Annotated in this window: 25 protein-coding genes; 15 read left to right on the top strand and 10 right to left on the bottom strand. The window is 51.0% G+C overall.

All coding sequences use genetic code 11. The annotated features are described in order from the left end of the window. Window positions 1-60: 60 nt before the first annotated feature. The 3 genes from PMI25_RS01680 to PMI25_RS01675 all read right to left on the bottom strand — a co-directional run bounded on the left by PMI25_RS01680 (window position 61) and on the right by PMI25_RS01675 (window position 2,470). The gene (locus tag PMI25_RS01680) at window positions 61-1,551 is read right to left on the bottom strand and encodes a GGDEF domain-containing protein (RefSeq protein ID WP_007960996.1); all 1,491 of its coding nucleotides are present in this window, start codon (window positions 1,549-1,551) and stop codon (window positions 61-63) included. 143 nt (window positions 1,552-1,694) lie between these two features. Further along, entirely contained in the window at window positions 1,695-2,120 is a 426-nt protein-coding gene (locus PMI25_RS28475; RefSeq protein ID WP_150113593.1) for a hypothetical protein, read from the bottom strand. Between the two features lie 86 nt (window positions 2,121-2,206). After that, a complete protein-coding gene (locus tag PMI25_RS01675) occupies window positions 2,207-2,470 on the bottom strand; it encodes a hypothetical protein (RefSeq protein WP_007960998.1) in 264 nt (87 codons plus the stop codon). Window positions 2,471-2,721: 251 nt separating this feature from the next. On the opposite strand from PMI25_RS01675, the gene PMI25_RS01670 reads away from it, so the two are divergent. Then, a complete protein-coding gene (locus tag PMI25_RS01670; protein WP_007961000.1) occupies window positions 2,722-3,390 on the top strand; it encodes an isochorismatase family protein in 669 nt (222 codons plus the stop codon). 324 nt (window positions 3,391-3,714) lie between these two features. Here PMI25_RS01670 and PMI25_RS01665 read toward each other — a convergent pair whose 3' ends face one another. Further along, window positions 3,715-4,164 carry a low affinity iron permease family protein gene (locus PMI25_RS01665; RefSeq protein ID WP_007961001.1) on the bottom strand — a complete coding sequence of 150 codons (450 nt, stop codon included), beginning with the start codon at window positions 4,162-4,164 and terminating at the stop codon, window positions 3,715-3,717. 333 nt (window positions 4,165-4,497) lie between these two features. Here PMI25_RS01665 and PMI25_RS27845 point away from each other — a divergent pair, with 333 nt between their 5' ends. The 10 genes from PMI25_RS27845 (at window position 4,498) to PMI25_RS01620 (ending at window position 11,349) form a co-directional block, all read left to right on the top strand. Beyond that, a complete protein-coding gene (locus tag PMI25_RS27845) occupies window positions 4,498-5,142 on the top strand; it encodes a hypothetical protein (RefSeq protein WP_007961002.1) in 645 nt (214 codons plus the stop codon). Beyond that, complete coding sequence (locus PMI25_RS01660) at window positions 5,142-5,570, top strand: phage holin family protein (RefSeq protein WP_007961003.1); 429 nt, start codon at window positions 5,142-5,144, stop codon at window positions 5,568-5,570. Before PMI25_RS27845 ends, PMI25_RS01660 begins: the two co-directional genes overlap by 1 nt. Next, window positions 5,567-6,385: a DUF3618 domain-containing protein gene (locus PMI25_RS01655; RefSeq protein ID WP_007961004.1), complete on the top strand. Its 819-nt coding sequence runs from the start codon at window positions 5,567-5,569 to the stop codon at window positions 6,383-6,385. Before PMI25_RS01660 ends, PMI25_RS01655 begins: the two co-directional genes overlap by 4 nt. Window positions 6,386-6,723: 338 nt before the next feature. Further along, window positions 6,724-7,233 carry a CinA family protein gene (locus tag PMI25_RS01650; protein WP_007961005.1) on the top strand — a complete coding sequence of 170 codons (510 nt, stop codon included), beginning with the start codon at window positions 6,724-6,726 and terminating at the stop codon, window positions 7,231-7,233. Next, window positions 7,230-7,748, top strand: coding sequence for a hypothetical protein (locus tag PMI25_RS01645; protein WP_045121945.1), 519 nt, complete (start codon window positions 7,230-7,232; stop codon window positions 7,746-7,748). Before PMI25_RS01650 ends, PMI25_RS01645 begins: the two co-directional genes overlap by 4 nt. Before the next feature lie 7 nt (window positions 7,749-7,755). Further along, the gene (locus tag PMI25_RS01640) at window positions 7,756-8,202 is read left to right on the top strand and encodes a DUF421 domain-containing protein (protein WP_007961006.1); all 447 of its coding nucleotides are present in this window, start codon (window positions 7,756-7,758) and stop codon (window positions 8,200-8,202) included. 91 nt (window positions 8,203-8,293) lie between these two features. Continuing rightward, window positions 8,294-8,521, top strand: coding sequence for a PLD nuclease N-terminal domain-containing protein (locus PMI25_RS01635; protein WP_007961007.1), 228 nt, complete (start codon window positions 8,294-8,296; stop codon window positions 8,519-8,521). Window positions 8,522-8,653: 132 nt separating this feature from the next. Then, on the top strand, window positions 8,654-9,538 hold the full coding sequence (locus PMI25_RS01630; protein WP_007961008.1) for a manganese catalase family protein: 885 nt from the start codon (window positions 8,654-8,656) through the stop codon (window positions 9,536-9,538). A gap of 222 nt (window positions 9,539-9,760) precedes the next feature. Continuing rightward, window positions 9,761-10,690, top strand: a complete 930-nt coding sequence (locus tag PMI25_RS01625) for a ZIP family metal transporter (protein WP_007961009.1) — start codon at window positions 9,761-9,763, stop codon at window positions 10,688-10,690. Window positions 10,691-10,842: 152 nt separating this feature from the next. Then, window positions 10,843-11,349 carry a YciE/YciF ferroxidase family protein gene (locus PMI25_RS01620; protein WP_007961010.1) on the top strand — a complete coding sequence of 169 codons (507 nt, stop codon included), beginning with the start codon at window positions 10,843-10,845 and terminating at the stop codon, window positions 11,347-11,349. Window positions 11,350-11,754: 405 nt separating this feature from the next. On the opposite strand, the gene PMI25_RS27840 is transcribed toward PMI25_RS01620, so the two are convergent. Both PMI25_RS27840 and PMI25_RS01615 read right to left on the bottom strand, forming a co-directional pair. Continuing rightward, a complete protein-coding gene (locus tag PMI25_RS27840; protein ID WP_081755185.1) occupies window positions 11,755-12,147 on the bottom strand; it encodes a GFA family protein in 393 nt (130 codons plus the stop codon). Between the two features lie 59 nt (window positions 12,148-12,206). Next, the gene (locus PMI25_RS01615; protein ID WP_007961011.1) at window positions 12,207-12,455 is read right to left on the bottom strand and encodes a DUF6555 family protein; all 249 of its coding nucleotides are present in this window, start codon (window positions 12,453-12,455) and stop codon (window positions 12,207-12,209) included. Window positions 12,456-12,782: 327 nt separating this feature from the next. Between PMI25_RS01615 and PMI25_RS27835 the strand changes: the two genes are divergently transcribed. Next, window positions 12,783-13,049 carry a DUF1652 domain-containing protein gene (locus PMI25_RS27835; RefSeq protein ID WP_081755177.1) on the top strand — a complete coding sequence of 89 codons (267 nt, stop codon included), beginning with the start codon at window positions 12,783-12,785 and terminating at the stop codon, window positions 13,047-13,049. A 201-nt stretch (window positions 13,050-13,250) separates the two neighbouring features. Here PMI25_RS27835 and PMI25_RS01610 read toward each other — a convergent pair whose 3' ends face one another. Both PMI25_RS01610 and PMI25_RS01605 read right to left on the bottom strand, forming a co-directional pair. Then, complete coding sequence (locus PMI25_RS01610; RefSeq protein WP_045121944.1) at window positions 13,251-13,661, bottom strand: response regulator; 411 nt, start codon at window positions 13,659-13,661, stop codon at window positions 13,251-13,253. Window positions 13,662-14,480: 819 nt separating this feature from the next. After that, window positions 14,481-15,053 (bottom strand): TetR/AcrR family transcriptional regulator, encoded by a 573-nt coding sequence (locus PMI25_RS01605; protein ID WP_007961012.1) that lies wholly within the window; start codon window positions 15,051-15,053, stop codon window positions 14,481-14,483. A gap of 117 nt (window positions 15,054-15,170) precedes the next feature. Between PMI25_RS01605 and PMI25_RS01600 the strand changes: the two genes are divergently transcribed. Further along, on the top strand, window positions 15,171-16,607 hold the full coding sequence (locus tag PMI25_RS01600) for an amidase (RefSeq protein ID WP_007961014.1): 1,437 nt from the start codon (window positions 15,171-15,173) through the stop codon (window positions 16,605-16,607). 397 nt (window positions 16,608-17,004) lie between these two features. Here the strand turns inward: PMI25_RS01600 and PMI25_RS01595 are convergent, their stop codons facing one another. Beyond that, window positions 17,005-18,228, bottom strand: coding sequence for a zinc-dependent alcohol dehydrogenase (locus PMI25_RS01595; RefSeq protein WP_007961016.1), 1,224 nt, complete (start codon window positions 18,226-18,228; stop codon window positions 17,005-17,007). A 188-nt stretch (window positions 18,229-18,416) separates the two neighbouring features. On the opposite strand from PMI25_RS01595, the gene PMI25_RS01590 reads away from it, so the two are divergent. Both PMI25_RS01590 and PMI25_RS29570 read left to right on the top strand, forming a co-directional pair. Then, on the top strand, window positions 18,417-19,118 hold the full coding sequence (locus tag PMI25_RS01590) for a glycosyltransferase (protein ID WP_007961018.1): 702 nt from the start codon (window positions 18,417-18,419) through the stop codon (window positions 19,116-19,118). Window positions 19,119-19,139: 21 nt separating this feature from the next. Continuing rightward, entirely contained in the window at window positions 19,140-19,385 is a 246-nt protein-coding gene (locus tag PMI25_RS29570) for a hypothetical protein (protein ID WP_081755176.1), read from the top strand. Here the strand turns inward: PMI25_RS29570 and PMI25_RS29565 are convergent. Further along, window positions 19,376-19,600 (bottom strand): hypothetical protein, encoded by a 225-nt coding sequence (locus PMI25_RS29565; RefSeq protein WP_443200885.1) that lies wholly within the window; start codon window positions 19,598-19,600, stop codon window positions 19,376-19,378. The genes PMI25_RS29570 and PMI25_RS29565 overlap by 10 nt on opposite strands. Window positions 19,601-19,650 lie beyond the last annotated feature (50 nt).

Raw genomic sequence — 19,650 nt, 5'->3', positions numbered from 1 at the left:
TTTGCGGATCTTCGGGATTTGCATGGGCAGTTCAAAATAGCTTTTTTCGTAGGGGCCAAGTTACTGGAACTGATTTCGACCTCCCGCTTTAGCCTCATAGAGCGCCGCATCTGCTGCTTCGACCAACTGCTGTGATTGGATCAGGCCTCCATCGGCAACCGCAATGCCAATACTCACCGTCACGCGCGCGAAAGGGCTGCTGGGATGGAAAATATTCTCTTTAAACAGCCGATTCAAAATCATTTTTGCTACGACCGTAGCACCTGCCCTATCAGTATTGGGCATAATAATGCCCATCTCCTCTCCACCATAACGCGCGACCAAGTCCTGCGGGCGACGTACGCATTCTTCTAGCAGTCTACTGACCAATCGTAGACAAGCGTCACCTGCAATGTGCCCAAGGGAATCGTTGAAAAGCTTGAAATGGTCGATGTCGATCATCAATAACGCCAAGGAAACGCCTTCCCTGCGAGACCTACGTGTTTCTATTGCCAGAGTCTCATCAAAGCAGCGTCTGTTCGCGAGTCCCGTCAATGCGTCTTTCATTGCCAGCAATTCCAATTGCCGATTAGATGAAACAAGCTGTTGCTGAGTGATCCGCAATTCCGCTTCCACTTTGATCCGTCTGTGAATATGCCTAATCAACAAGCAACAGATAATAGCGGTGATAACCATCAGGCTTCCTACCACTACAAAGGACAACATTGCCTCCATTCGCCAGGCGGTCAAAGCTTCTCGCTTACCCAGAGCGACAGTGGTGATTAATGGTTGTTCATCGCTTTTGCGAAAAGCATAAAGTCGCTCTACACCGTCCAGACTCGATATGAACGATGCCGTTCCTGCTGACTGATCTACCAGGTAACGTTCATAAATCGGCGAATGCAAAAAATTGCGCCCCATGTCTTCCTCTCGAAATGGATACCGAACTAAAAGTGTTCCATCAGTGGAAGATAGCCCAATGGCTCCATCTCGTCCGAGGTCGATTTTTCCAAAAAGCTTTAGAAAGTTTTCAACGCCTAGAGTAACTGCTACGACGCCAGCGAAGGCACCGTGGGTGTCGTTGAAGCGGCGACTGATGGTAATGACCCATTCTTTATTTGAGTGACTGCGAATGGGCGAACCAATAAATGTTTCGCGAGATGGGTCAGAGTAGTGGTGAATAAAAAAGGCTTGACCACTGCTGTCCGCCCCAGCGGGAATGGCTTGGTTTGAAGATAGCAACCATTGGCCTTGTCGGTCGTAAATAGTGATGCCGCTTAATTGGGGCATTAGCGGCTGTTGCTGTTCAATGAGAGCGTTCATTCGCTTGATTGTAATTGGCTCACTACCCTCGGTTTCAAGTCTTTCCACTAGGTCAAGCAGGAGCAGCGAGGTCTGTCTAACAACGCCTTCCGAGTAGGTAGTCAGTGTCTGAGCAATATTCAATCCATGAGTATCAGCCTCTTGCAAGGCCCTTTCTCTTGAAGTCCCCACTTTCCACGTAGTCAGAGAAACAAGGGAGAGACCAATGATGGCTAATAACAGAAGAACAAGATGGACGTCACGCTTCACATCATTTCCTTATGAAAAACCTTGCCTGCATAAGCTAGCGTGGTCTCGTTCAACCGTCAGCATGATCATTATCATGGTGTAGGTTTATAAAAATCTCTAAAGCTACTCTTGACATGAAAAAAATGATTTGGTATCAAAAAGCGTCAAGATTCTCGATGCATAAAAGGTAGCTCAAATTTATTATGAAAGTTGGGCTTTGCTTGGGCGGTCGCTCGCTTGGCCTTGCTTATGCAAAGGTGCTGATTTTTGCAGGTGATTCGCGAGCCATGTAACTGCTTGCTTGAAAGAATGTCTAAATGATGGGCTTTGATGCAATTATCAATGTCGAGGGTCTTCGAGTATTGGCACGTTGTAATCCTAACAAGATGTGTGATTAGTTTAAGTGTCGAGTGGAACTTGCTCAAACTAGCTTCTTGTATTTCAGATGCTGAAGTCCGGTTTTGAATAAACGATCTTTTCAACAAAATTGACCAAGATGCGAAAGCTCCGACATCCTTGATTGCAGCAACTCCTAACCCACTTAATTTTACCTGCACTATACTTTCGACGCCACAGACGAGAAATTTCATATCCGCCCTCCGTATTTCTTGCAGTGTAGTAGACAAAAGCGAGGACGAGCATTCTTAAATTGCAAACCGAGTCTCGCTCATACGGCTTAGGGCTCTAACTCCACAAGCTTGAAAATGGCACTGTCGCTTTCACGAATGAGCACTCCGTTCTGGAAGCGAGCATTCTTACTGCCGTTGTAGCGAAAAAATTTCCCGTCGAAGGTGCCCGTGACGGTTGAAAGATCCGGCCCTTCACCTCGCTCCCAAGCGTCGTAGGGCCAATCATAGTATTGCCCGGCGATTATGCGACCGATCGGAACGTGCCCTGACATCACATCGTAGGTTGCACGCTTTTTGTAGCTCAATGGCATCACAACCCTCCAGAATTTCGAACATGCAGGTATCAAATGTATCTCTAGAGCATGCCACGCATTTATACGAGTCACGACCCACGTTGGGGTAGCGTACTGCTCGCCTTGCCGATCATAGGCGCCATGGTTTTAGGCCGAGGATGTCTCCATTGTGCCTTCCACACGCAATCGTTTTGTTGGTCTAGAGTTGAAGGGCCTCATGCATTTGGTGAGGTATTTCAGCGTCAAAAACAGACAGACGAGGCAATAACATGACCACCCAAAATGGAATGCTAGACCCAGACGATGCTGTCATCTTGCTCATCGACCACCAGAGTGGTTTATTTAACACTGTACGGGATGTGCCCATCCCCGATCTCCGTAATTACGTGATAGCTATCGCAAAAACGGCGACACTGTTGAACATCCCTGTGATCACCACAGCGTCGGTGCCTGACGGGCCAAACGGCCCACTGATTCCCGAAATCCATCAGCATGCTCCTCACGCGGTATATGTACCGCGCACAGGCCAAATCAACACATGGGACAATCCTCTCTTTGTCGAGGCGGTTGAGAAGACTGGTCGAAAGACGCTCATCATCGCTGGCACGCTTACAAGCGTTTGCATGGCCTTTCCTGCAGTCAGCGCGGTTCAAGCGGGTTACAAGGCGTATTGTGTTGTTGACGCTTCCGGGAACTGGAGCAAGCTGGCAACTGATACCACAATCGCTCGCGTAGTTCAGGCTGGGGCGATTCCGACTGATACATTCGCCATTGTGGCTGAATTGATGCAGACCTGGAATCGCGCAGAAGGTTCGCGTTTCGCTGAAATACTCGCTGATCACGTGTGCCCAGAATACAAGTGTCTGATGGAAAGCTTTGGTAAAGCTCAAGCGGTGGTAAAGGAGGGCGCAGAGACTCACCTGGATAAATATCGGTAAAAATTCCTATCATTCAGATGCTAGGGGTATTGACAGGACGTTTGCAACGCTGGGCGCTTCGGCGCCCCTTTTCAGCTCCGTCATGACATGAATACTGAGCACGACCTAGAGGTGCATATTTAAACAGCACCTTTTCAACATTTGGAACCGACGAGTCAACAGGGGAGGGAAGTGTCCTCCTCGCCGATCGCATCAGGGACGAGCTGATCGAGCTGCGAACAGCGAGGGGAACGATCAAATCGTAGCTCAAAACATTGATTCGCACTCTATATCTTCTTTCCATCTCCTCCCCACGTGGCATGAATTGGGGACAAGTCGAGACCCTTACCGCTGCATACGGTTCGTATCCGATTCAAGATCCGTTGAATCAATAGGAGCAACAATACTAACTGACTGCGCTGCTCCGACAGAATCCAGATTGACCTGCTCATTGTTCCCGAGGGAACTGTATTGATCGCGGAGTTTACGTAGGTCTCTTGAGCCCATTTGTTCCAAGCAGAGCGCCGCATTTTGGGCATCCTTTGTTGCTCGTATCAGTTCGTCAATCTTGAGATGCAGGATGTCATTGTCGCGGTTTTGGGTGTTCTGGATTAGGAATACCATCAGGAATGTGATGATGGTGGTAGACGTGTTGATGATAAGTTGCCAGGTGTCGTTGTAATGGAAGTACGGCCCGGTCAACCCCCAAACCGCTATCAAGGCGATTGCGGCAAGGAAGGTTTTTGAGCTGCCAGCCCAGTTGGATAGGGCTTGGCAAAAACGTGCAAATTTCATGATTGCGAACTCGATCAATAGGTATGAGGTAGACCATCCAAAACGTCTGAAATTCTTTCTTACAATTTCACCGCTCGTCAGACAGTTTTTAAAAGAGGAATTCAGAACCCTCCCGTTCCCTCTCCTCCTGAATCATTGGCACATTGGGCATTGTCTATCTCGAAAACAGAGCCGTAAGGAGGGCAGTTCAATGCTCCCCTGACGAGGTCTCAATCTACGCTCATCAACCGTATTGAACTCTCTTATTGCCTGACCCGTCCTCTGCTGTGAGGGGCTCAGGGCATCTTTGCTGCGCAGTCCCGTAGACGTTTTCCACAGAAAGCGAGGGACAACATGAATACTTCAGACCGTACGGCCGGGGGCTCATCAGCCACCCCCAATGAAGGTGAGACGCAGGATTTTCAACACGTAAAGAAAGATGTTGCCGATGCGCTTGGCGGCGCGAGACAGCATGCCGATGAGCAATTTGGGCAGTACCGTGACTCTGCTGCCGATCAGATTGAGGCCTTGGCCCAAAGCGCGAAAAGCTTCGTTCCCGAAATCGAAGCCAAGGACACGCTTGGAATGTCCGATTACTTAACCGATATGGCAGAGTCCATGACCGGTTTGGCAGGAAACCTTCGGGGAAAAAGTGCTGAACAGCTGCTACACGATGCAGCTGACCTGGCGCGAAGCAATCCCGGATTGTTCATTGCCGGCAGCATCGCTCTGGGCTTCGGTCTGTCACGGTTTCTAAAGGCCGGCAATACTAACGCTGCCACCGTCCATGCGGATCAAGATCCAGCGGGCACCTCAATGCCGCCCTCCCCAAAGTTTGCTGCTCAACGTCCTTTCGAGACGTCCTCCCCATCTTCGTCCGATCCGCAGCCTGGATTAGCTACCGGCATCACACCTAGCTCGCCGAGCGAATCCGATCATCCTTCGGACTTTTCCGAGTCAACGGCAATGGCTTCGCAAAATACGAAAGGAGAACTGTGATGAACAGAGATGATTCAGATTTGCCCGGTTCAAAGCCTTTGATCCAACCTGAAGATGCATCAGTGGTTAGCCTGCTACGACAATTATCCCGAGAGGTACCTGCTCTGTTTACCAAGGAACTTGCTCTGGCCAAAGTCGAGCTTCAGTCCAGCCTGAACACGTTGAAGGCGGGGATCGCTGCAGTGGCGGGTGGAGCAATTGTCTTTTTGGCAGGCTTTATCATTTTGCTTATGTCGGCAGTCTACGGATTGAGCTTATTCATGGCTCCGTGGCTGGCTGCGCTCATTGTCGGTGTTGTCGTGATGATCATCGGCTTCGCGATGCTGCAGTCAGGCAAAAAACAATTCGAACCGTCCCACTTGAAGCCCGACCGGACGCTGGACGCCTTGAATAAAGATCAGGAAGCGCTGCGGAGGAAAGTCTCATGAAAAGTGATCTGGAATTCGAAACTGAAAAAAGCCCTGAACAGATTGAGCGGGAAATTGATGCGCAGCGCGCAAGCATCGGCAATATAGTCGACAAGCTTGAAAGTAAGTTCACCCCCGGTCAGATGATTGATCAGGCATGGGACATGATGCAAAACAACGGATCAACGTTCATCACCAATCTCGGCACCAGTGTCCGCAATAATCCGGTGCCTGCGGTACTGACCTCAATTGGGTTGCTGTGGATGATGATGAGTCAAAATCGCCCGGCGTCTGCCGCACCAGTCTATCGCACCGGGCCGGATCAGGACAAAACTGGTGAGTGGGCGGATGGGTTAGCTGATGGACTCGATACCGTGCGCGACAGCGTACATCACACCGCCGACTCATTGAAAGACGGATATCAGTCTTTAAAAAGCAAGGCGAGTCACCTTGGGGATAGCGTTAGCGACGCTGGTGAGAACCTTAGTCATACCTTGCATGATGTAGGCGACCGATTGAATCGTACGACTCATGTGTTTGGACAGCAGTTTAATCAGGTACTCAGCGAACAGCCGTTGGTAATAGCAGCGGCAGGTATCGCTTTGGGTGCGATGATTGGCGCGGTTCTGCCCACTACCTCAACAGAGCAACGCTTCTTGGGTCGAACCAGTGCTGGCCTGATGGACAAGGTTAAGAAACAAGCACAGGAAGGCTACGAAGCAGTACGCGACAGCGTCACGAAGACGACGGAGCATGCGGACACAGAAGGTGAGGCATCAGAAAGCTCTATGACCGCAACGAGTGCGGACATCTCGCGCGGATTAGGCACTTCGTAAGTTACGCAAACGGGGCCCCTGGCAGGGGCTTCCGTTTTTTCAGTGTTCAGATTATCGATTCTTGAAAACGGTTCGCAGCCAAATTGAAGTTTAGAGTGCTTAACTTGGAAGATGTGATGGAAGAGATGCGAGCGATCAAGAATCGATTTTCATTCGTAAAACGATCAAGTTTGGTCACGTTGGAAGTCTAGGGCCACGTATCGCCAGTATCTGATGGATGCTGAAGGGGCTTGGTTGGATCTGATGAGGTTGGCCAGGTGGCGCATATTTCAATTTAATCTTTGCGGAGCGTTTGGACGTGCGTTGCCGGAGGGGTCAACACTGAGGTCAAGCAGATCATGTCTATCGCTGACGATACCGTCCATTATCTACGCTCCAATGCTTTGGTACTCACCACAGCAGAGTCATGCACCGCTGGTAAGATTGTGACGCTGTTATCCGAGGTAGTTGGTAGCGGCAACTACATCGAGTGCGGGTACGTCGTTTATTCTCCACAGGCTAAACAGCGCCTATTGCACGTCAACCCGCAGACCATCGAGCGCTTCAATTTAACCAGCGTACAAGTCGCACGTGAGATGGCGACTGGTGCATTGCGCGACAGCACCGCCAATGCAGCTATCGCTACAACCGGCATTCTGGGGCCTGAGGATATCGACGGTATTCCTGCCGGCACGATCTGCTTTGCCTGGGCTTTCCAAAAGGCTGAAGAATGTTACGTTTTCAGTCACCAGCATTTGTTTTCTGGCGAACGCTGTGAGGTGCAGAAGCAAGCGACCGAATATGCCTTGAAGTGGTTGACTCGTTTTCATCAACGCCTCTTGAAGCAGAGCAAAGGTGGAACTCGATGAGAGGTGATCCTGACCGGTCGGAATTGCGCAGTCGGAAATTTCCGATACGTGAAAACATGGCGTTTCAGCTGAAGGTCTGGCGATTCGAGCGCGTTGGCTGGTACGTGCTTGTGTTGGTTGTAGCGTTGGGCTTAGGGGGCGTTTTTTCCAGAGGGTTGATCAGTTCGAAAGATGTGCATAGTGATGATGGAAAGCTCAGGGTGGAATATGAAATGTTTCATCGTAATGGATCCACCAACTCCATGAAAATCACTGTAAATGCTAAGCCGAACTCGGCAGTGGAACTGGAGTTGGGAGGCCAGTTGTTGGATGGTTTTAGTATTGAAACATTGCAACCTGAACCTCTGCGCTCAAGAAGCTCTTCACAGGGTATCAGGCTCTGGCTCCAGGCCGACCTTGATGGTCATGCGACGCTTTACATGACACTGCGGGGGGATGGCCTCGGCTTTTTCCGCAGTCAGATCGCTTCACCAGGTACCAACGGCGTACGGCTTGATCAGTTCATTTTCCCTTAGGTGACTTATGGATTCGGTGTTACGTGCGTGCGCCATGTATTTGGCATTAATGGTGCTATTCAAAATCGCTGGACGGCGTTCCTTGGCGGAGCTGACCACGTTCGATTTTGTTTTGTTGATGATGATTGGGGAGGCGACTCAGCAAGCGCTTTTGGGCGATGATTTTTCACTGACCAATTCGATGATCGTTATCGTCACTTTGATCGCCATAGACGTGGGGCTCTCCCTGCTCAAACAACGTTCCGGCTGGGTCTCACGGCTTATTGATGGCGAGCCAACCATCATCGTTGAAAACGGGAAACTCCTTCACGAGCGTCTTCGTCGTGCGCGGTTGTTAGAAGCGGATGTGATGGAGGCAGCACGTTCCAGCCAAGGTATCGAGAAGCTTGAAGAGATCAAATTCGCAATCCTGGAGCGCAACGGCAAGATCTCCATTATTACCCAGGATGACTGATTCCCGTCATTCGATATGTATTTGGCGAGATTACTTGAACACCCCTGAATACGTGGGGCCTAAGTGTTATGAGTTCGAGGAGGGCTTTACCATGTCGGAAGCTACCAGCTATTTCGCAATTGCCGTCGCGGTGATCATTTTGCTCGTTGATCTGTGGGCAATAGTGAGCGTGTTTCGCAGTGAAAAGACCGTGGGAGTCAAAGCCGGTTGGGCGATCGGTCTTCTCGTCTTCCCAGTTATTGGGCTAATCGTTTGGGGCGTTGCAGGGCCTCGGGGAATTAAAGAAGGCCCATCGTCGCCTGAACACAGCAAAGGGTAAGCAGCATCCGTTGGTCGCTAGTGCAGAAGGTTTTTGAAATTAACCCAGACGCATTTGCTTCAGATGATTGTGGGTTGGCATTCGGTCTCTTGCCGAGTGAACCGCAGCCCTGATTCGCCTGAGGAGAATGTCATGTTCCTACATAACAAACGACTTCAATACACCGTGCGGGTTGCCCAGCCAAATCCTGGGTTAGCAAATTTACTACTTGAACAGTTTGGGGGAGCTCAGGGTGAGCTTGCAGCGGCCTCCCGCTACTTCACTCAAGCGTTGGCAGAAGATGATCCAGGCAGAAAGGATCTGCTGATGGACATCGCCACCGAAGAACTCAGTCACCTTGAGATTGTCGGGTCGATCATCGTGATGTTGAACAAGGGTGCCAAAGGACGAATGGCCGAAGGTGTCGAGGAAGAAGGCGAGCTTTATCGCGCCATCAACGGCGCCGGCAACGATTCCCACATCACCAGTCTGTTGTACGGCGCCGGTGCTCCGTTGACTAATTCGGCAGGCGTACCTTGGTCAGCGGCTTACGTCGACACCATCGGCGAACCCACAGCAGACATGCGCTCAAATATCGCCGCTGAGGCGAGAGCAAAAATTGTCTATGAGCGTTTGATGAATGTTACCGACGATCCCGGTGTGAAGGAGGCCCTAGGATTTTTGATGACGCGTGAAATCGCGCACCAGTTATCTTTCGAAAAAGCATTGCACTCCATCCAGCCAAATTTCCCTCAGGGCAAACTGCCGGGCATGCCGGAGTTCACCAACGTCTACTTCAACATGTCGCAGGGCGAGGGCAGCACTCGCGGCCCTTGGAACGAAGGGGACGATTGGGACTTCGTGGAAGATCCGGCGCCTGCAGTGGATGGTGGGGACGGCACCGCATCCGTGCAATTGAGCGCTGAGGACGAAGCGCTGCTCATGGATATGAAAGCCAGGACTATGTCCGACCCAGACAGCAATCCGATCACAGGGGCGGACTTAGGGGCGGGGGTACAAGGCGAACCACAACGTTGAAGAAGCAGCCGCACGCCATCTGGCGTGCGGTTTTCCATCTAATTCAGAGAGACTCACATCATGGTTTCCAGAAAATCAGCGCGTCGAACTCCAACTGTTCCCGAGATGCTCTTCGCCACCAGTGTCGCTTTTGAACGTGACGCGCAGCGCGTATCCCGTCAGTTCCTACGGTCGCTTTCCGGATTTGCTGAAAAGCACAATTCAAGGAAGTAGGAGGTTTCCATGTCCGAGCCGTTGACCCCATCCGGCGCACCACTTCGCTCCTGGTTCGCCCGGTTCTCAGGAACTGGATGGGGCGGACGCGCTTTCTGGTCAATTCTGATTTGCGTGACAGTGTTCTTGCTCATCAGCGGATATGGCGCCTTCATCGGTGCCAATAAAGAAAATCTGCACTTCGCATTTTTCGGTGGCTTGTCAGGGTTCGCTGCGACGGCCATGGGAGCTTTCGTGGCGATTGCGTTAAGAGACATCGCCGCCCGCACACAAGACATCATGCTGGGCTTCGCTGCCGGCATGATGTTGGCCGCCAGCTCCTTCTCACTCATCCTCCCTGGTATAGAAGCGGCTCGGACGCTTTGCGGTAATCAACTGGTCGCTGCATGCGTAGTTGTTGCGGGATTGGGATTGGGCGTAGCCCTAATGATCGGCCTTGATCGTTTCGTTCCACACGAACATGAGAAAAGTGGGCGGCGGGGGCCGGAAGCGCAGCGTATCAATCGTGTCTGGCTATTCGTCCTGGCTATCACGCTGCATAACCTGCCGGAAGGCATGGCTATTGGAGTGAGCTTCGCCAACGGCGATATGAAGGTCGGACTGCCGCTGACCACTGCCATCGCCATCCAGGACATACCCGAAGGCCTTGCGGTCGCACTAGCGTTACGTGTGACAGGCATCTCAGCGCTCCGTGCAGCTCTCATTGCGGTTGGCTCAGGGTTGATGGAACCCATAGGCGCCATCGTCGGTTTGGGGATTTCCAACAGCTTCGCATTGGGATATCCCATAGCTCTCGGTTTAGCGGCGGGCGCAATGATTTTTGTGGTGTCGCACGAGGTCATTCCTGAGACCCATCGTAATGGACATGAGACACCTGCGACCTTGGGGTTGATGCTCGGTTTTGGGGTGATGATGTTCCTAGATACTGCTTTGGGTTGACTCAATGCCTCCCATCCGTCATTTCAAAGATTTTCTGAACACCTCTTCTTTGAAGCGAGTCAGTCTCCATGCACGGCCAGTTTTACTTGCAGGTTAATCCCATGCGGACGCCATATTGGGCGACGCCATACTGACCATAAGGAAGTCTGAAAATGGCTAGAAAAACTGTTGAAGATTTGTTTATCCATGAGCTGTCCGATGTTTACAGCGCGGAAAAGCAAATTACCAAAGCATTGCCACGTTTGGCGAAGGCTGCGACCAACCCTTTGTTAGCGGAGGCCTTCACCTCTCACCTGGAAGAAACCCACGGGCAGATTGAGCGCATTGATCAGCTCGTGGAATTAACTGGAATAAAACTTAAGCGCATGAAATGCGTCGCCATGGAGGGCTTGGTTGAAGAGTCAAAGGAGCTGCTGGAGGAAATCGACAAAGGTGCAGTGCTTGACGCCGCACTGATAGGCGCAGCGCAAAAAGTGGAGCACTATGAAATTGCTGCCTATGGCACCTTGATAGCGATGGCGAAGCATCTAAAACTCGACGATGCAGCATCACTATTGGGCGCCACACTCGTTGAGGAGAAAGGTGCTGACGAGAAATTGACCAAGATTGCAGAGCAAGGCGGTAATCAAGCCGCGACATTGGAAAAGAAGCCTAAATAGAAAAGTTTCGAGATCTGGCTCTCGGTGACGGTGGAAACATCGTCACTTTTTTTCATATGGAAAAAGTTTCAATCACCTCTTTAGAATGAAGCCGGATCGCCGGGAAATTTGTATTGGGAATACGTACATCACTTAATGCCTGGCCCGGAATTCACGCAGCCAATGACATTATCGTTCACTGGTATTACAAGCAGAGTGGCCTGTTGCGCGGTGAATCGACGACAGGCTTGGGATTTGACGAGTCGCCCTTGTTTTAATGAGCGTGAATCCAATTATCAGTGATACTGTCGAACCCTATTTTTTCAGTATACCCCCTAGGACTTATGCGGCGATTTGGCGCTCGCTTGTCGGTGCTCAGCATAACTTCAGTTCTCTATGACTGGCGTATTATTGCCGCCGGCCGCATCACGGATTTTGCCATGGCCCGCCGTCCTCGATAGGAACGTTTTCTAAGTCGAAGGGATTGACCGCCTCCAAGCAGCCTACGTTAAACCCGAATTCGGCGGGGTTGTTACTTCTTCGATGGTGCGTGTGGATACCGCAATTGCGACAGAAGAAATGCTCGGCTATCTCCCCACCAAATTTGTAAGTCGTTAACCATTCTTCGCCCTGAATAATCCGAAGACTAGAGGATGCTATAGCTGCGCCAATTGCGCCTTTCCGTTTGCAGAACGAGCAGTCGCAGTAGCTTGGCGCAGGAACGCCTTCTGGCAGGTAGATCTCCAGAACAACTGCTCCACAATGACAGCTGGCGCGATGATAGTTACGGATTAGAGTGTTTCCTATCTGTTTGATCATCTGGTTCCACCTGATGGGCAAAAAGTAATGCTGGAAAATCTGCCGCGGCCGCACGAGATTTATCCGTCCATCCATTCCAAGGCAGCTGTTTCGCGCCATTTTACGTCTGTCACGCCAAATCGTTCGGCCTGCGGCCTCGACATGACTTTTAAGGGCGGTTTGCCAGGCTTAGGAATGGGGGCTAAACCGGCATCACAGCTCGCCCAGTGCCATGCGTCCTCATTGCGCATTTTTTTTGTGCGGATGACAAATGACTTGGAATGACCATGAAGCTTGTACTCGACGACAAAAATTTCTGTTTGCTTCATGAGTTCCTCCTTACGCTCATAGCCAAATGAGTAGCGTCAGAAGAAAAAATTCCAGCGATTTTACATTTTTTTTGAACGTGCCTTCCGCGCAGTGGGGGTCGTCACGAATGAGAGAATTTTTGCTTTGCAGGCAGAACACATGTGGTTCAATCAGCACGGCTCAAGCTCCTGCTGTACAACCTCGCTTAAGGCTGACGAGCGCTGCACCTAAAATGCCTTGTTTCAGGGAGGATAATTCCAAAATGTTGTCAATAATGCTCCTTTCGATGCTTGACGGACGTCTTTCCTACACAACAATTAAATGAAATTGCCCTTGGATAAAACGTCATGATCTCCACTCTCGAACTCCGACACATCATTGAATGCGGCTTCCTGCCTCTATCATGCTCATGCACAATGAATGTGGATGGTTCGCTTATGATCAAGGTCACCGAACCATCGTCGGGTCAGGTTGAGCTGTTGGTCACGGGTGTTTCGTCGAGGCCACTCACTTCAAGTCGAGCGATCGCCAATCTCATTGGGGAATTGCGCGGTGAGATGATTGCCAGCAAAACCAGCTTTCATTCGAATGAGTCAAGGATTCAAAGTGGTTGAAGCGCTGGATTTGATAGTGTGCACACATTTGAATGGCTCGTGCCCATCTCGCGTCAACTACAAATGGGGGTTGGATGTGATGCATTGTTCGTAGACGCTGGTTTGATTCAGCGACAGATCAATTCTGGAAAGATCGCGTTGAAGCGACTTTGTCAAAGGGTGAACGAAGCTTGTATAGACCATCTGGAGCGTTGCTGCAGATCATGTTTTCTGGTTCGTATCTCCTTTCTGCAGCAATGTTGCCATAGCGATCACCAATTCATCCAATGCCCATGGCTTGTGTAGATAAATACAAGGATCTGGAACAGACCAAGGATCTATCAGGTATCCAGAGGTCAGAATGGTCGCAACTGTAGGCCACCGATGCCGCACGATATTGATAAATTCAAGCCCTTTGACTTGGCCAGGGACGCCATGGTCTGCTATTACCAAGCGACAGTTTTCAGCGTTCTGAAGCAGATAGGTTAGCGCGTCATCCGCAGTGCCAAATGACATCACTTCCCCTCCAACCTCCGACACGATTTCCTCCATCAATGCTCGCAAAATCGGATCGTCTTCTATGACGACTACCGTTCCATCAATGGGGGGAATCTCTTCCCATTTGAAGGTCAATTTAGGAATTCCTTAACCGGGCGACAAGGTTGGCGGGTGATCAGCCACTTTCTGATTGTATGCGCGTTTCATAATCGTGTGCTTTTTTCATGCATTCTGATGGAGTCTAGGTTACAGGTATACGTCCGGCCAATGCTTCCACTCAGCTCCGCAACGCAAGGCATGGCATGGCATGGTGTGCAGTTAGTGGTCACCATTTCTGGCGTTTTCATCAGATATTTCATGCAACCCACACGCCGATCGTATTCAAATCCTTCAAAGCTAGATCGTTCCAGCAAGTATCTTCGATTTCCAGCGCCGCATTCAGCCATTACCTCGATGCAAACCCCGTAAACAATGGATTCGCATGCAAGCGAAGAAAAGCACCGCGCTCCAACCCTCATCTATTGCGTCACGGTGCCGCTGGCCGGGGCATACTCGCACGCATCATCAGATATCCATGTTGAGATTTAGCCCCCCGCACGGCACCGTCACAGTGAACTGTTCCACTGGAACCGCTGCTGCCTGTGCAACCTTCTTCGAGACCTTTTGCAATGGTTCGCATGGACTGCATTGGCCGGCCACTGATCCGATAGACGTGCGCGCTGGTACCGAAACGGCGATAGCCAAGGAAATCGCGGTGTTCAGTGCGGCACAGCCACACTGTGCTTATCGTGAGTTTGATTCAGTAAGCACGTATCAATGCGCATGACCTGTACTCAAAGATGTACTCAAGCGCCTGACAACGCAGTGTGCAATGAAAGTACCGAGTGGCTACGTCATAGGTGATTCGTTAGCACGACGGTCTAGCAAGTAGGCAGCGGTCAGCGGCCTCTCGATCTACCCAGTGATTTTTTTCCGAACCATCTTCATGAGCTTTTCACCGACGCCCGAGATGCTTTTGTTCTGCGAAACGACTTGGGCCCCCTCCATCAGGTAAGTGAGTTCAATCGCCGCTTCGTTTGGCTCTGGCAAATCAGCCTCGGCACAGAGAGCCATCAACCGCAGGAATTGGCGCTTTTTATGTTCTTCGATGAGTCGGCGGGCGGGATTTCCTGGATCAGAAATCTCCGCCAATGAGTTAATGAAAGGACAGCCCCTATACGACGCAGCCGAAAGGTCATTCACGATGAATTGCGCGAACCCAAGAATTTGCGCCTTGGGATCACCAGCGTGCTGTGCCGAAAGCACTTCAAAAACTTCCGAATATTTGGCCACGAGCAACCGAAGCCACTCAAGAACCAGCGCGTCTTTCGATTCGAAATGCCGGTAGACGGTCATCTTGGTCGATTTGGCCTTTGCCGCGATGGCATCTACCGTAACCCGACTGATGCCTTCCGTGAAAAATAGCTCCTCGGCTGCATCGAGAATTCTTTCTTTGGGAGCTAACTGTGGAATTCTTTCGGGACGCATGGTGTTCTCCGCTTGACGGCGATACCTTATGGTATCTTAATATACTCATCGGTATTGCTCGATACTGATAAGTACAAATCATACCGCTTTTGCCAGGTGAATGGCTCGGAGAATGCAATGAGAACCGCTGAATACGCTCAATACGATGCGCTGGGTCTAGCTGAGCTGATCGATAGCGGTCAAGTCACTCAAGCCGAAGTCAGTGCCGCAGCATTTTCCGCCATTGATCAGCTCAACCCAAAGATCAATGCATTGGTCGAGGTTTGGGGGAATGAACCCCGGGCATTTACTGGGCCGTTTAAGGGCGTACCCTTTCTGGTTAAGGACTTGGGCCTAACTGCCAAGGGGCATCTAAATGAGCTGGGTAGTCGATTGGCAGCGGGGTGCATCGCCGACGAGGATTCTATCCTGATGACCCGCTTACGGCAGGCAGGGCTGGTTACCATCGGTAGAACTACCACTCCGGAATTGGCCGCCAGCACTACCACTGAAGCCATATTTTCGGGGCCGACTCGTAATCCATGGGATTTAAGCCGCAGCGTTGGTGGGTCAAGTGGGGGCTCCGCCGCTGCCGTAGCGGCCGGATTAGTACCTGCTGCCCATGCTACCGATGGCGGTGGCTCAATCCGAGTACCCTCAGCCTCAGCCGGACTATTCGGGCTTAAGTCCAGCCGGGGCAGAGTTTCAATGGGGCCAGCGGTGGATGAGGTGTGGGCCGGGCTTGCCGTACATGGCGTCGTTAGCCGAACAGTGCGCGATAGTGCCGCTTTACTGGATGCTATTGAGGGGATAGCTGTGGGTGATCCCTTTGAGATCGTTAAGCCGCAGCATTCCTATTTATCGGAAACGTCTCGCGAGCCAGGTTCGCTACGGATTGGCCTTCTACTGCACCCGCTGAATGCCACACGCTCCATTGAACCCGTCGCAAATGCCACTCGCGATGTTGCGATTCAGCTCCAAAGCATGGGTCATAGCGTGGACGAGGTTTGCTTGGATATAAATCTAAGCTGGGAAAGTTTTGTTGAAATGAATGCCCGGTTCTGGTCAGCAAATACTGCTGCCTGGATAAACGCGATCGCCGCGCGAACCGGCCGCCCCATCGATCCCGACACTCTTGAGCCTGCCACTCTTTCGCTGCACCAAATGGGAAGTCGACTAACCGCCATCGATTTGCTTGAGGCTATGTATTTGAGAAATCTTGTTACCCGTAGCATGGGTACCTTCTTCTGCAAATATGACATCTTGCTGAGTCCGACTCTGCCAGCGCTGCCCCCTGCAATAGGCAGCTATAACGAAGGTCAGGAGCATTTGGATGGCAGGGGCTGGATTGATCGCGTATTCACCCACTCGCCATTCACTGCATTAGCAAATGTGACTGGAACCCCTTCTATGTCTGTGCCACTAGCGTTTGATTCGGCAAGTGGTATGCCTATAGGCATGCAGTTTTCAGCCGGCTTTGGTCGAGAGGACGTGCTGCTGCGTCTGGCAGGTCAGTTGGAGCGTGCGATGCCTTGGACTGCGCGCAAGCCTGAGATCTGGGCCGGAAAGCTATAGTCGGTGGATATCTCAACAATATCGTTGTACCCGGCACTCGGCTAGCGGTGTGCTAAGATCAGTTGAACGATGAGTACCAGGACAAAATGGCAGGTGCCTTTTCAGCAAATCGAGCCGCTTTCGATTCATTCGATCGCGCTTTCCAATGAAATAGGCCGTTCTATGCTGGTGCTCCCATCTACGTGCGCTTGTCACTTGAATGCAGATTGGACATGGTGGAGTGCTTTTTCGCAATTACGATAGGTGTAAAGTATACGCTTTCGGTTACGGATTTTCGCTCACCACGATTCTAGAACCGACTTGGTTGACGTCACGGCGGTTTAATCCCCCAGATAAAAAAGGACAAGAATTCCTGGCTCACCACAGGGTCTTCTTGTCCTTTTCCCTACCGTGATTTTTATATAGCGAGCACCGTCCCATTGCCATCGTTGACGGGTAAAACGACTTGGCTATCGCCAGGCGTCAGAATGACTTTTCGACACTCATCTTCCTTTTTATCAAAAATTTTATATCCCTCGGCAGCCTGCTCCAGCGACATCCTATGACTGATGATTACTTCTGGAGAAAGACGGCCTGTCTCGATGTGGTCAAGTAACTCCGGTAGGAATCGATGTACATGGGTTTGCCCCATTTTAAAGGTGAGTCCTTTGTCGAATGCGTCCCCGAAAAGGAACCCATGGATGAATCCAGAGTAGACACCTGGGACGCTCACAATGCCACCGCGTCGGACGGCAGCGATACATTGACGTAAAGCTTTTCCGCTGCTTCCTTCCAGCTTGAGAGTGGCAAGTACGGTTTCTGTAGTACTTCCTTTAGCTTCGAATCCAACGGCATCGACCACGCCGTCTACACCACGCATTCCTTTCGTCTGTCGGATTATCGTATCGGCGGGATCGTCGTCCTCATCAAAGTTGATTGGAATGACGCCATAAGTTTTCTGCGCATATGCCAAGCGGTAGGGATGATGGTCAACCATAAAAATTTGGTCGGCACCTAGCATCCTTGCACAGGCTGCGCTCAACAATCCCACAGGGCCTGCGCCATAGATTGCAATGCTAGAGCCCGTGCCAATGCCGGCGTTCGTCACAGCCTGGTAGGCGGTCGGGAGAATGTCGGATAGAAATAGGACTTTCTCATCCGACAGCGTGCCAGGAACTTTGAATGGCCCAGTATTGGCCTTAGGGACGCGCACATATTCAGCCTGCCCACCAGGCACACCGCCGTACATATGACTGAAGCCGAAAAGAGCTGCTCCGGGTGGTATTGCCTTTTTATTGACAATCGCTCCGCGCCCCGTATTTGTTGTCTCACAGGCAGCGAAAAGATCCATGGCGCAGAAAAAACAGCTGCCGCAGGCAATGACAAAGGGAATGACCACCCGATCGCCCACTTGTACGGAGGTCACCGCTGAACCGGTTTCTTCGACAATACCCATGAATTCATGACCGAAGATGTCGCCGTGCTCGACGGTTGGAATTTTTCCTCTGTAGAGATGAAGGTCAGATCCGCAAATCGCTGTTGCGGTCACGCGAAGAATGATGTCGTCGCTGGACTCAATGATCGGATCTGGAACAGTGTCGACTTTTACACTATGCGCGCCGTGATACGTGAGTGCTCTCATAACGTCCTTTCCTTACTCTAGAGGGAGGTAAGGTGAAGAGAGGGCACGGACAGCGTAAGTTCAAAGGGAAGAAGGCTCAAATGACTAGCGGTCGCCGGCGGGGGAACGCAGCCAATATTTTAAACCTATTGGAATCAGGCGAGGTCAATCGCTGGAGTCTGTAAATCTGGCAAACGGAGCTCACGTTTATGATCGGTGTTGTGATACCTGCCCACAATGAAGAATGTCATATCACTGCCTGTCTATCTTCTGTCCTGTCTGCTGCTGCTCACCCCGCATTGGCACGTCGAAAGATCACCGTGGTGGTCGTCCTGGACGACTGCTCTGACAGGACTGGTGAGATTGTTTTGGCTCTTGGCGTCAGTGGGATCAATGTTTGTTTTAAGAATGTTGGAAGGGCGCGGGCTACTGGCGCAGATTACTTGCTGGACGCTGGCGCGCAGTGGCTGGCCTTTACGGATGCCGACACGGTCGTACCACAAGATTGGTTGGCCCGGCAGATCGAGTTCGGAGCAGATGCTGTCTGTGGGACGGTTGTGGTAGATAGCTGGGAAGAACATGGTGAATTGGTTCGCTCAAAATATATGGAGCACTATCAATTTGTTGAAAACCATCGGCATATTCATGGCGCCAATCTAGGCCTAAGCGCCGAGGCCTATCGAAAAGCCGGCGGTTTCCAGCATTTTGCTGCCCACGAGGATGTTCATCTGGTCGCAAACCTTGAGAGGATAGCCGCTCAGATTGTTTGGACAGCTACTAATCCAGTGGTCACCAGTGCGCGCAGAAATTTTAAATGTCACGATGGATTTGGTGAGTACTTGGCCAAGCTCGGAATATCCCTCGGAATGCCTGTGCTTAATACGAAAGTCAGTGCCGGCATCTCTCTTTAGCAGAGTGGGATGGGGAGTCAGATGGAGTACTTCGATTATGTGCAATGGCCTGCAATGTTAGCGACCTTGGTCTCTGCGTGGTTCATTGGTTCCCAAAGAGCCTACCGCCGAATGATCGCGTTTTGGGGGTTCATAATGAGTAATACATTGTGGGTCATCTGGGGACTACATGCCGATGCTTATGCGTTGACTGTTCTTGAGTGCATACTTTTTGCAATGAATGCCCGAGGCTTTAAAAAGAATTTAGGTTTACATCGTCAATCCTGAGTAGTCTTCTTAGAGTTGCCTGTCAGGTTTTTCCAAAATCCCCTTAGGTTCATAAGAAATAGGCAAATTTGCAAAACGATCAGTGCATAGGCTCCCGCATATGCTCCCCACACCACCCATAGTGCATTGCTTAGGCCAAAGCATACGAATGCTATCACCCGTCTCCTAGGACGTTGTGATCCAATTAGCCATGCGGCGACCACAGTCACAACCATTGCGGGCCATTGCACCCAATTCAGATAAGCCAAATTTTTGCTCCTTTCAC

The sequence above is a fragment of the Pseudomonas sp. GM30 genome (assembly GCF_000282275.2).
Taxonomy (GTDB): Bacteria; Pseudomonadota; Gammaproteobacteria; order Pseudomonadales; family Pseudomonadaceae; genus Aquipseudomonas.
The sequence above is the reverse complement of the archived record's forward strand: the minus strand, read 5'-3'. Positions and strand labels throughout refer to the sequence as shown.

Bases quoted from the DNA above. Each gene is read 5' to 3' on its own strand.
- PMI25_RS28475 (WP_150113593.1), bottom strand. From the start codon at position 2,120: ATGAAATTTCTCGTCTGTGGCGTCGAAAGTATAGTGCAGGTAAAATTA.
- PMI25_RS01675 (WP_007960998.1), bottom strand. From the start codon at position 2,470: ATGCCATTGAGCTACAAAAAGCGTGCAACCTACGATGTGATGTCAGGG.
- PMI25_RS01670 (WP_007961000.1), top strand. From the start codon at position 2,722: ATGACCACCCAAAATGGAATGCTAGACCCAGACGATGCTGTCATCTTG.
- PMI25_RS01665 (WP_007961001.1), bottom strand. From the start codon at position 4,164: ATGAAATTTGCACGTTTTTGCCAAGCCCTATCCAACTGGGCTGGCAGC.
- PMI25_RS27845 (WP_007961002.1), top strand. From the start codon at position 4,498: ATGAATACTTCAGACCGTACGGCCGGGGGCTCATCAGCCACCCCCAAT.
- PMI25_RS01660 (WP_007961003.1), top strand. From the start codon at position 5,142: ATGAACAGAGATGATTCAGATTTGCCCGGTTCAAAGCCTTTGATCCAA.
- PMI25_RS01655 (WP_007961004.1), top strand. From the start codon at position 5,567: ATGAAAAGTGATCTGGAATTCGAAACTGAAAAAAGCCCTGAACAGATT.
- PMI25_RS01650 (WP_007961005.1), top strand. From the start codon at position 6,724: ATGTCTATCGCTGACGATACCGTCCATTATCTACGCTCCAATGCTTTG.
- PMI25_RS01645 (WP_045121945.1), top strand. From the start codon at position 7,230: ATGAGAGGTGATCCTGACCGGTCGGAATTGCGCAGTCGGAAATTTCCG.
- PMI25_RS01640 (WP_007961006.1), top strand. From the start codon at position 7,756: ATGGATTCGGTGTTACGTGCGTGCGCCATGTATTTGGCATTAATGGTG.
- PMI25_RS01635 (WP_007961007.1), top strand. From the start codon at position 8,294: ATGTCGGAAGCTACCAGCTATTTCGCAATTGCCGTCGCGGTGATCATT.
- PMI25_RS01630 (WP_007961008.1), top strand. From the start codon at position 8,654: ATGTTCCTACATAACAAACGACTTCAATACACCGTGCGGGTTGCCCAG.
- PMI25_RS01625 (WP_007961009.1), top strand. From the start codon at position 9,761: ATGTCCGAGCCGTTGACCCCATCCGGCGCACCACTTCGCTCCTGGTTC.
- PMI25_RS01620 (WP_007961010.1), top strand. From the start codon at position 10,843: ATGGCTAGAAAAACTGTTGAAGATTTGTTTATCCATGAGCTGTCCGAT.
- PMI25_RS27840 (WP_081755185.1), bottom strand. From the start codon at position 12,147: ATGATCAAACAGATAGGAAACACTCTAATCCGTAACTATCATCGCGCC.
- PMI25_RS01615 (WP_007961011.1), bottom strand. From the start codon at position 12,455: ATGAAGCAAACAGAAATTTTTGTCGTCGAGTACAAGCTTCATGGTCAT.
- PMI25_RS27835 (WP_081755177.1), top strand. From the start codon at position 12,783: ATGATCTCCACTCTCGAACTCCGACACATCATTGAATGCGGCTTCCTG.
- PMI25_RS01605 (WP_007961012.1), bottom strand. From the start codon at position 15,053: ATGCGTCCCGAAAGAATTCCACAGTTAGCTCCCAAAGAAAGAATTCTC.
- PMI25_RS01600 (WP_007961014.1), top strand. From the start codon at position 15,171: ATGAGAACCGCTGAATACGCTCAATACGATGCGCTGGGTCTAGCTGAG.
- PMI25_RS01595 (WP_007961016.1), bottom strand. From the start codon at position 18,228: ATGAGAGCACTCACGTATCACGGCGCGCATAGTGTAAAAGTCGACACT.
- PMI25_RS01590 (WP_007961018.1), top strand. From the start codon at position 18,417: ATGATCGGTGTTGTGATACCTGCCCACAATGAAGAATGTCATATCACT.
- PMI25_RS29570 (WP_081755176.1), top strand. From the start codon at position 19,140: ATGGAGTACTTCGATTATGTGCAATGGCCTGCAATGTTAGCGACCTTG.
- PMI25_RS29565 (WP_443200885.1), bottom strand. From the start codon at position 19,600: ATGGTTGTGACTGTGGTCGCCGCATGGCTAATTGGATCACAACGTCCT.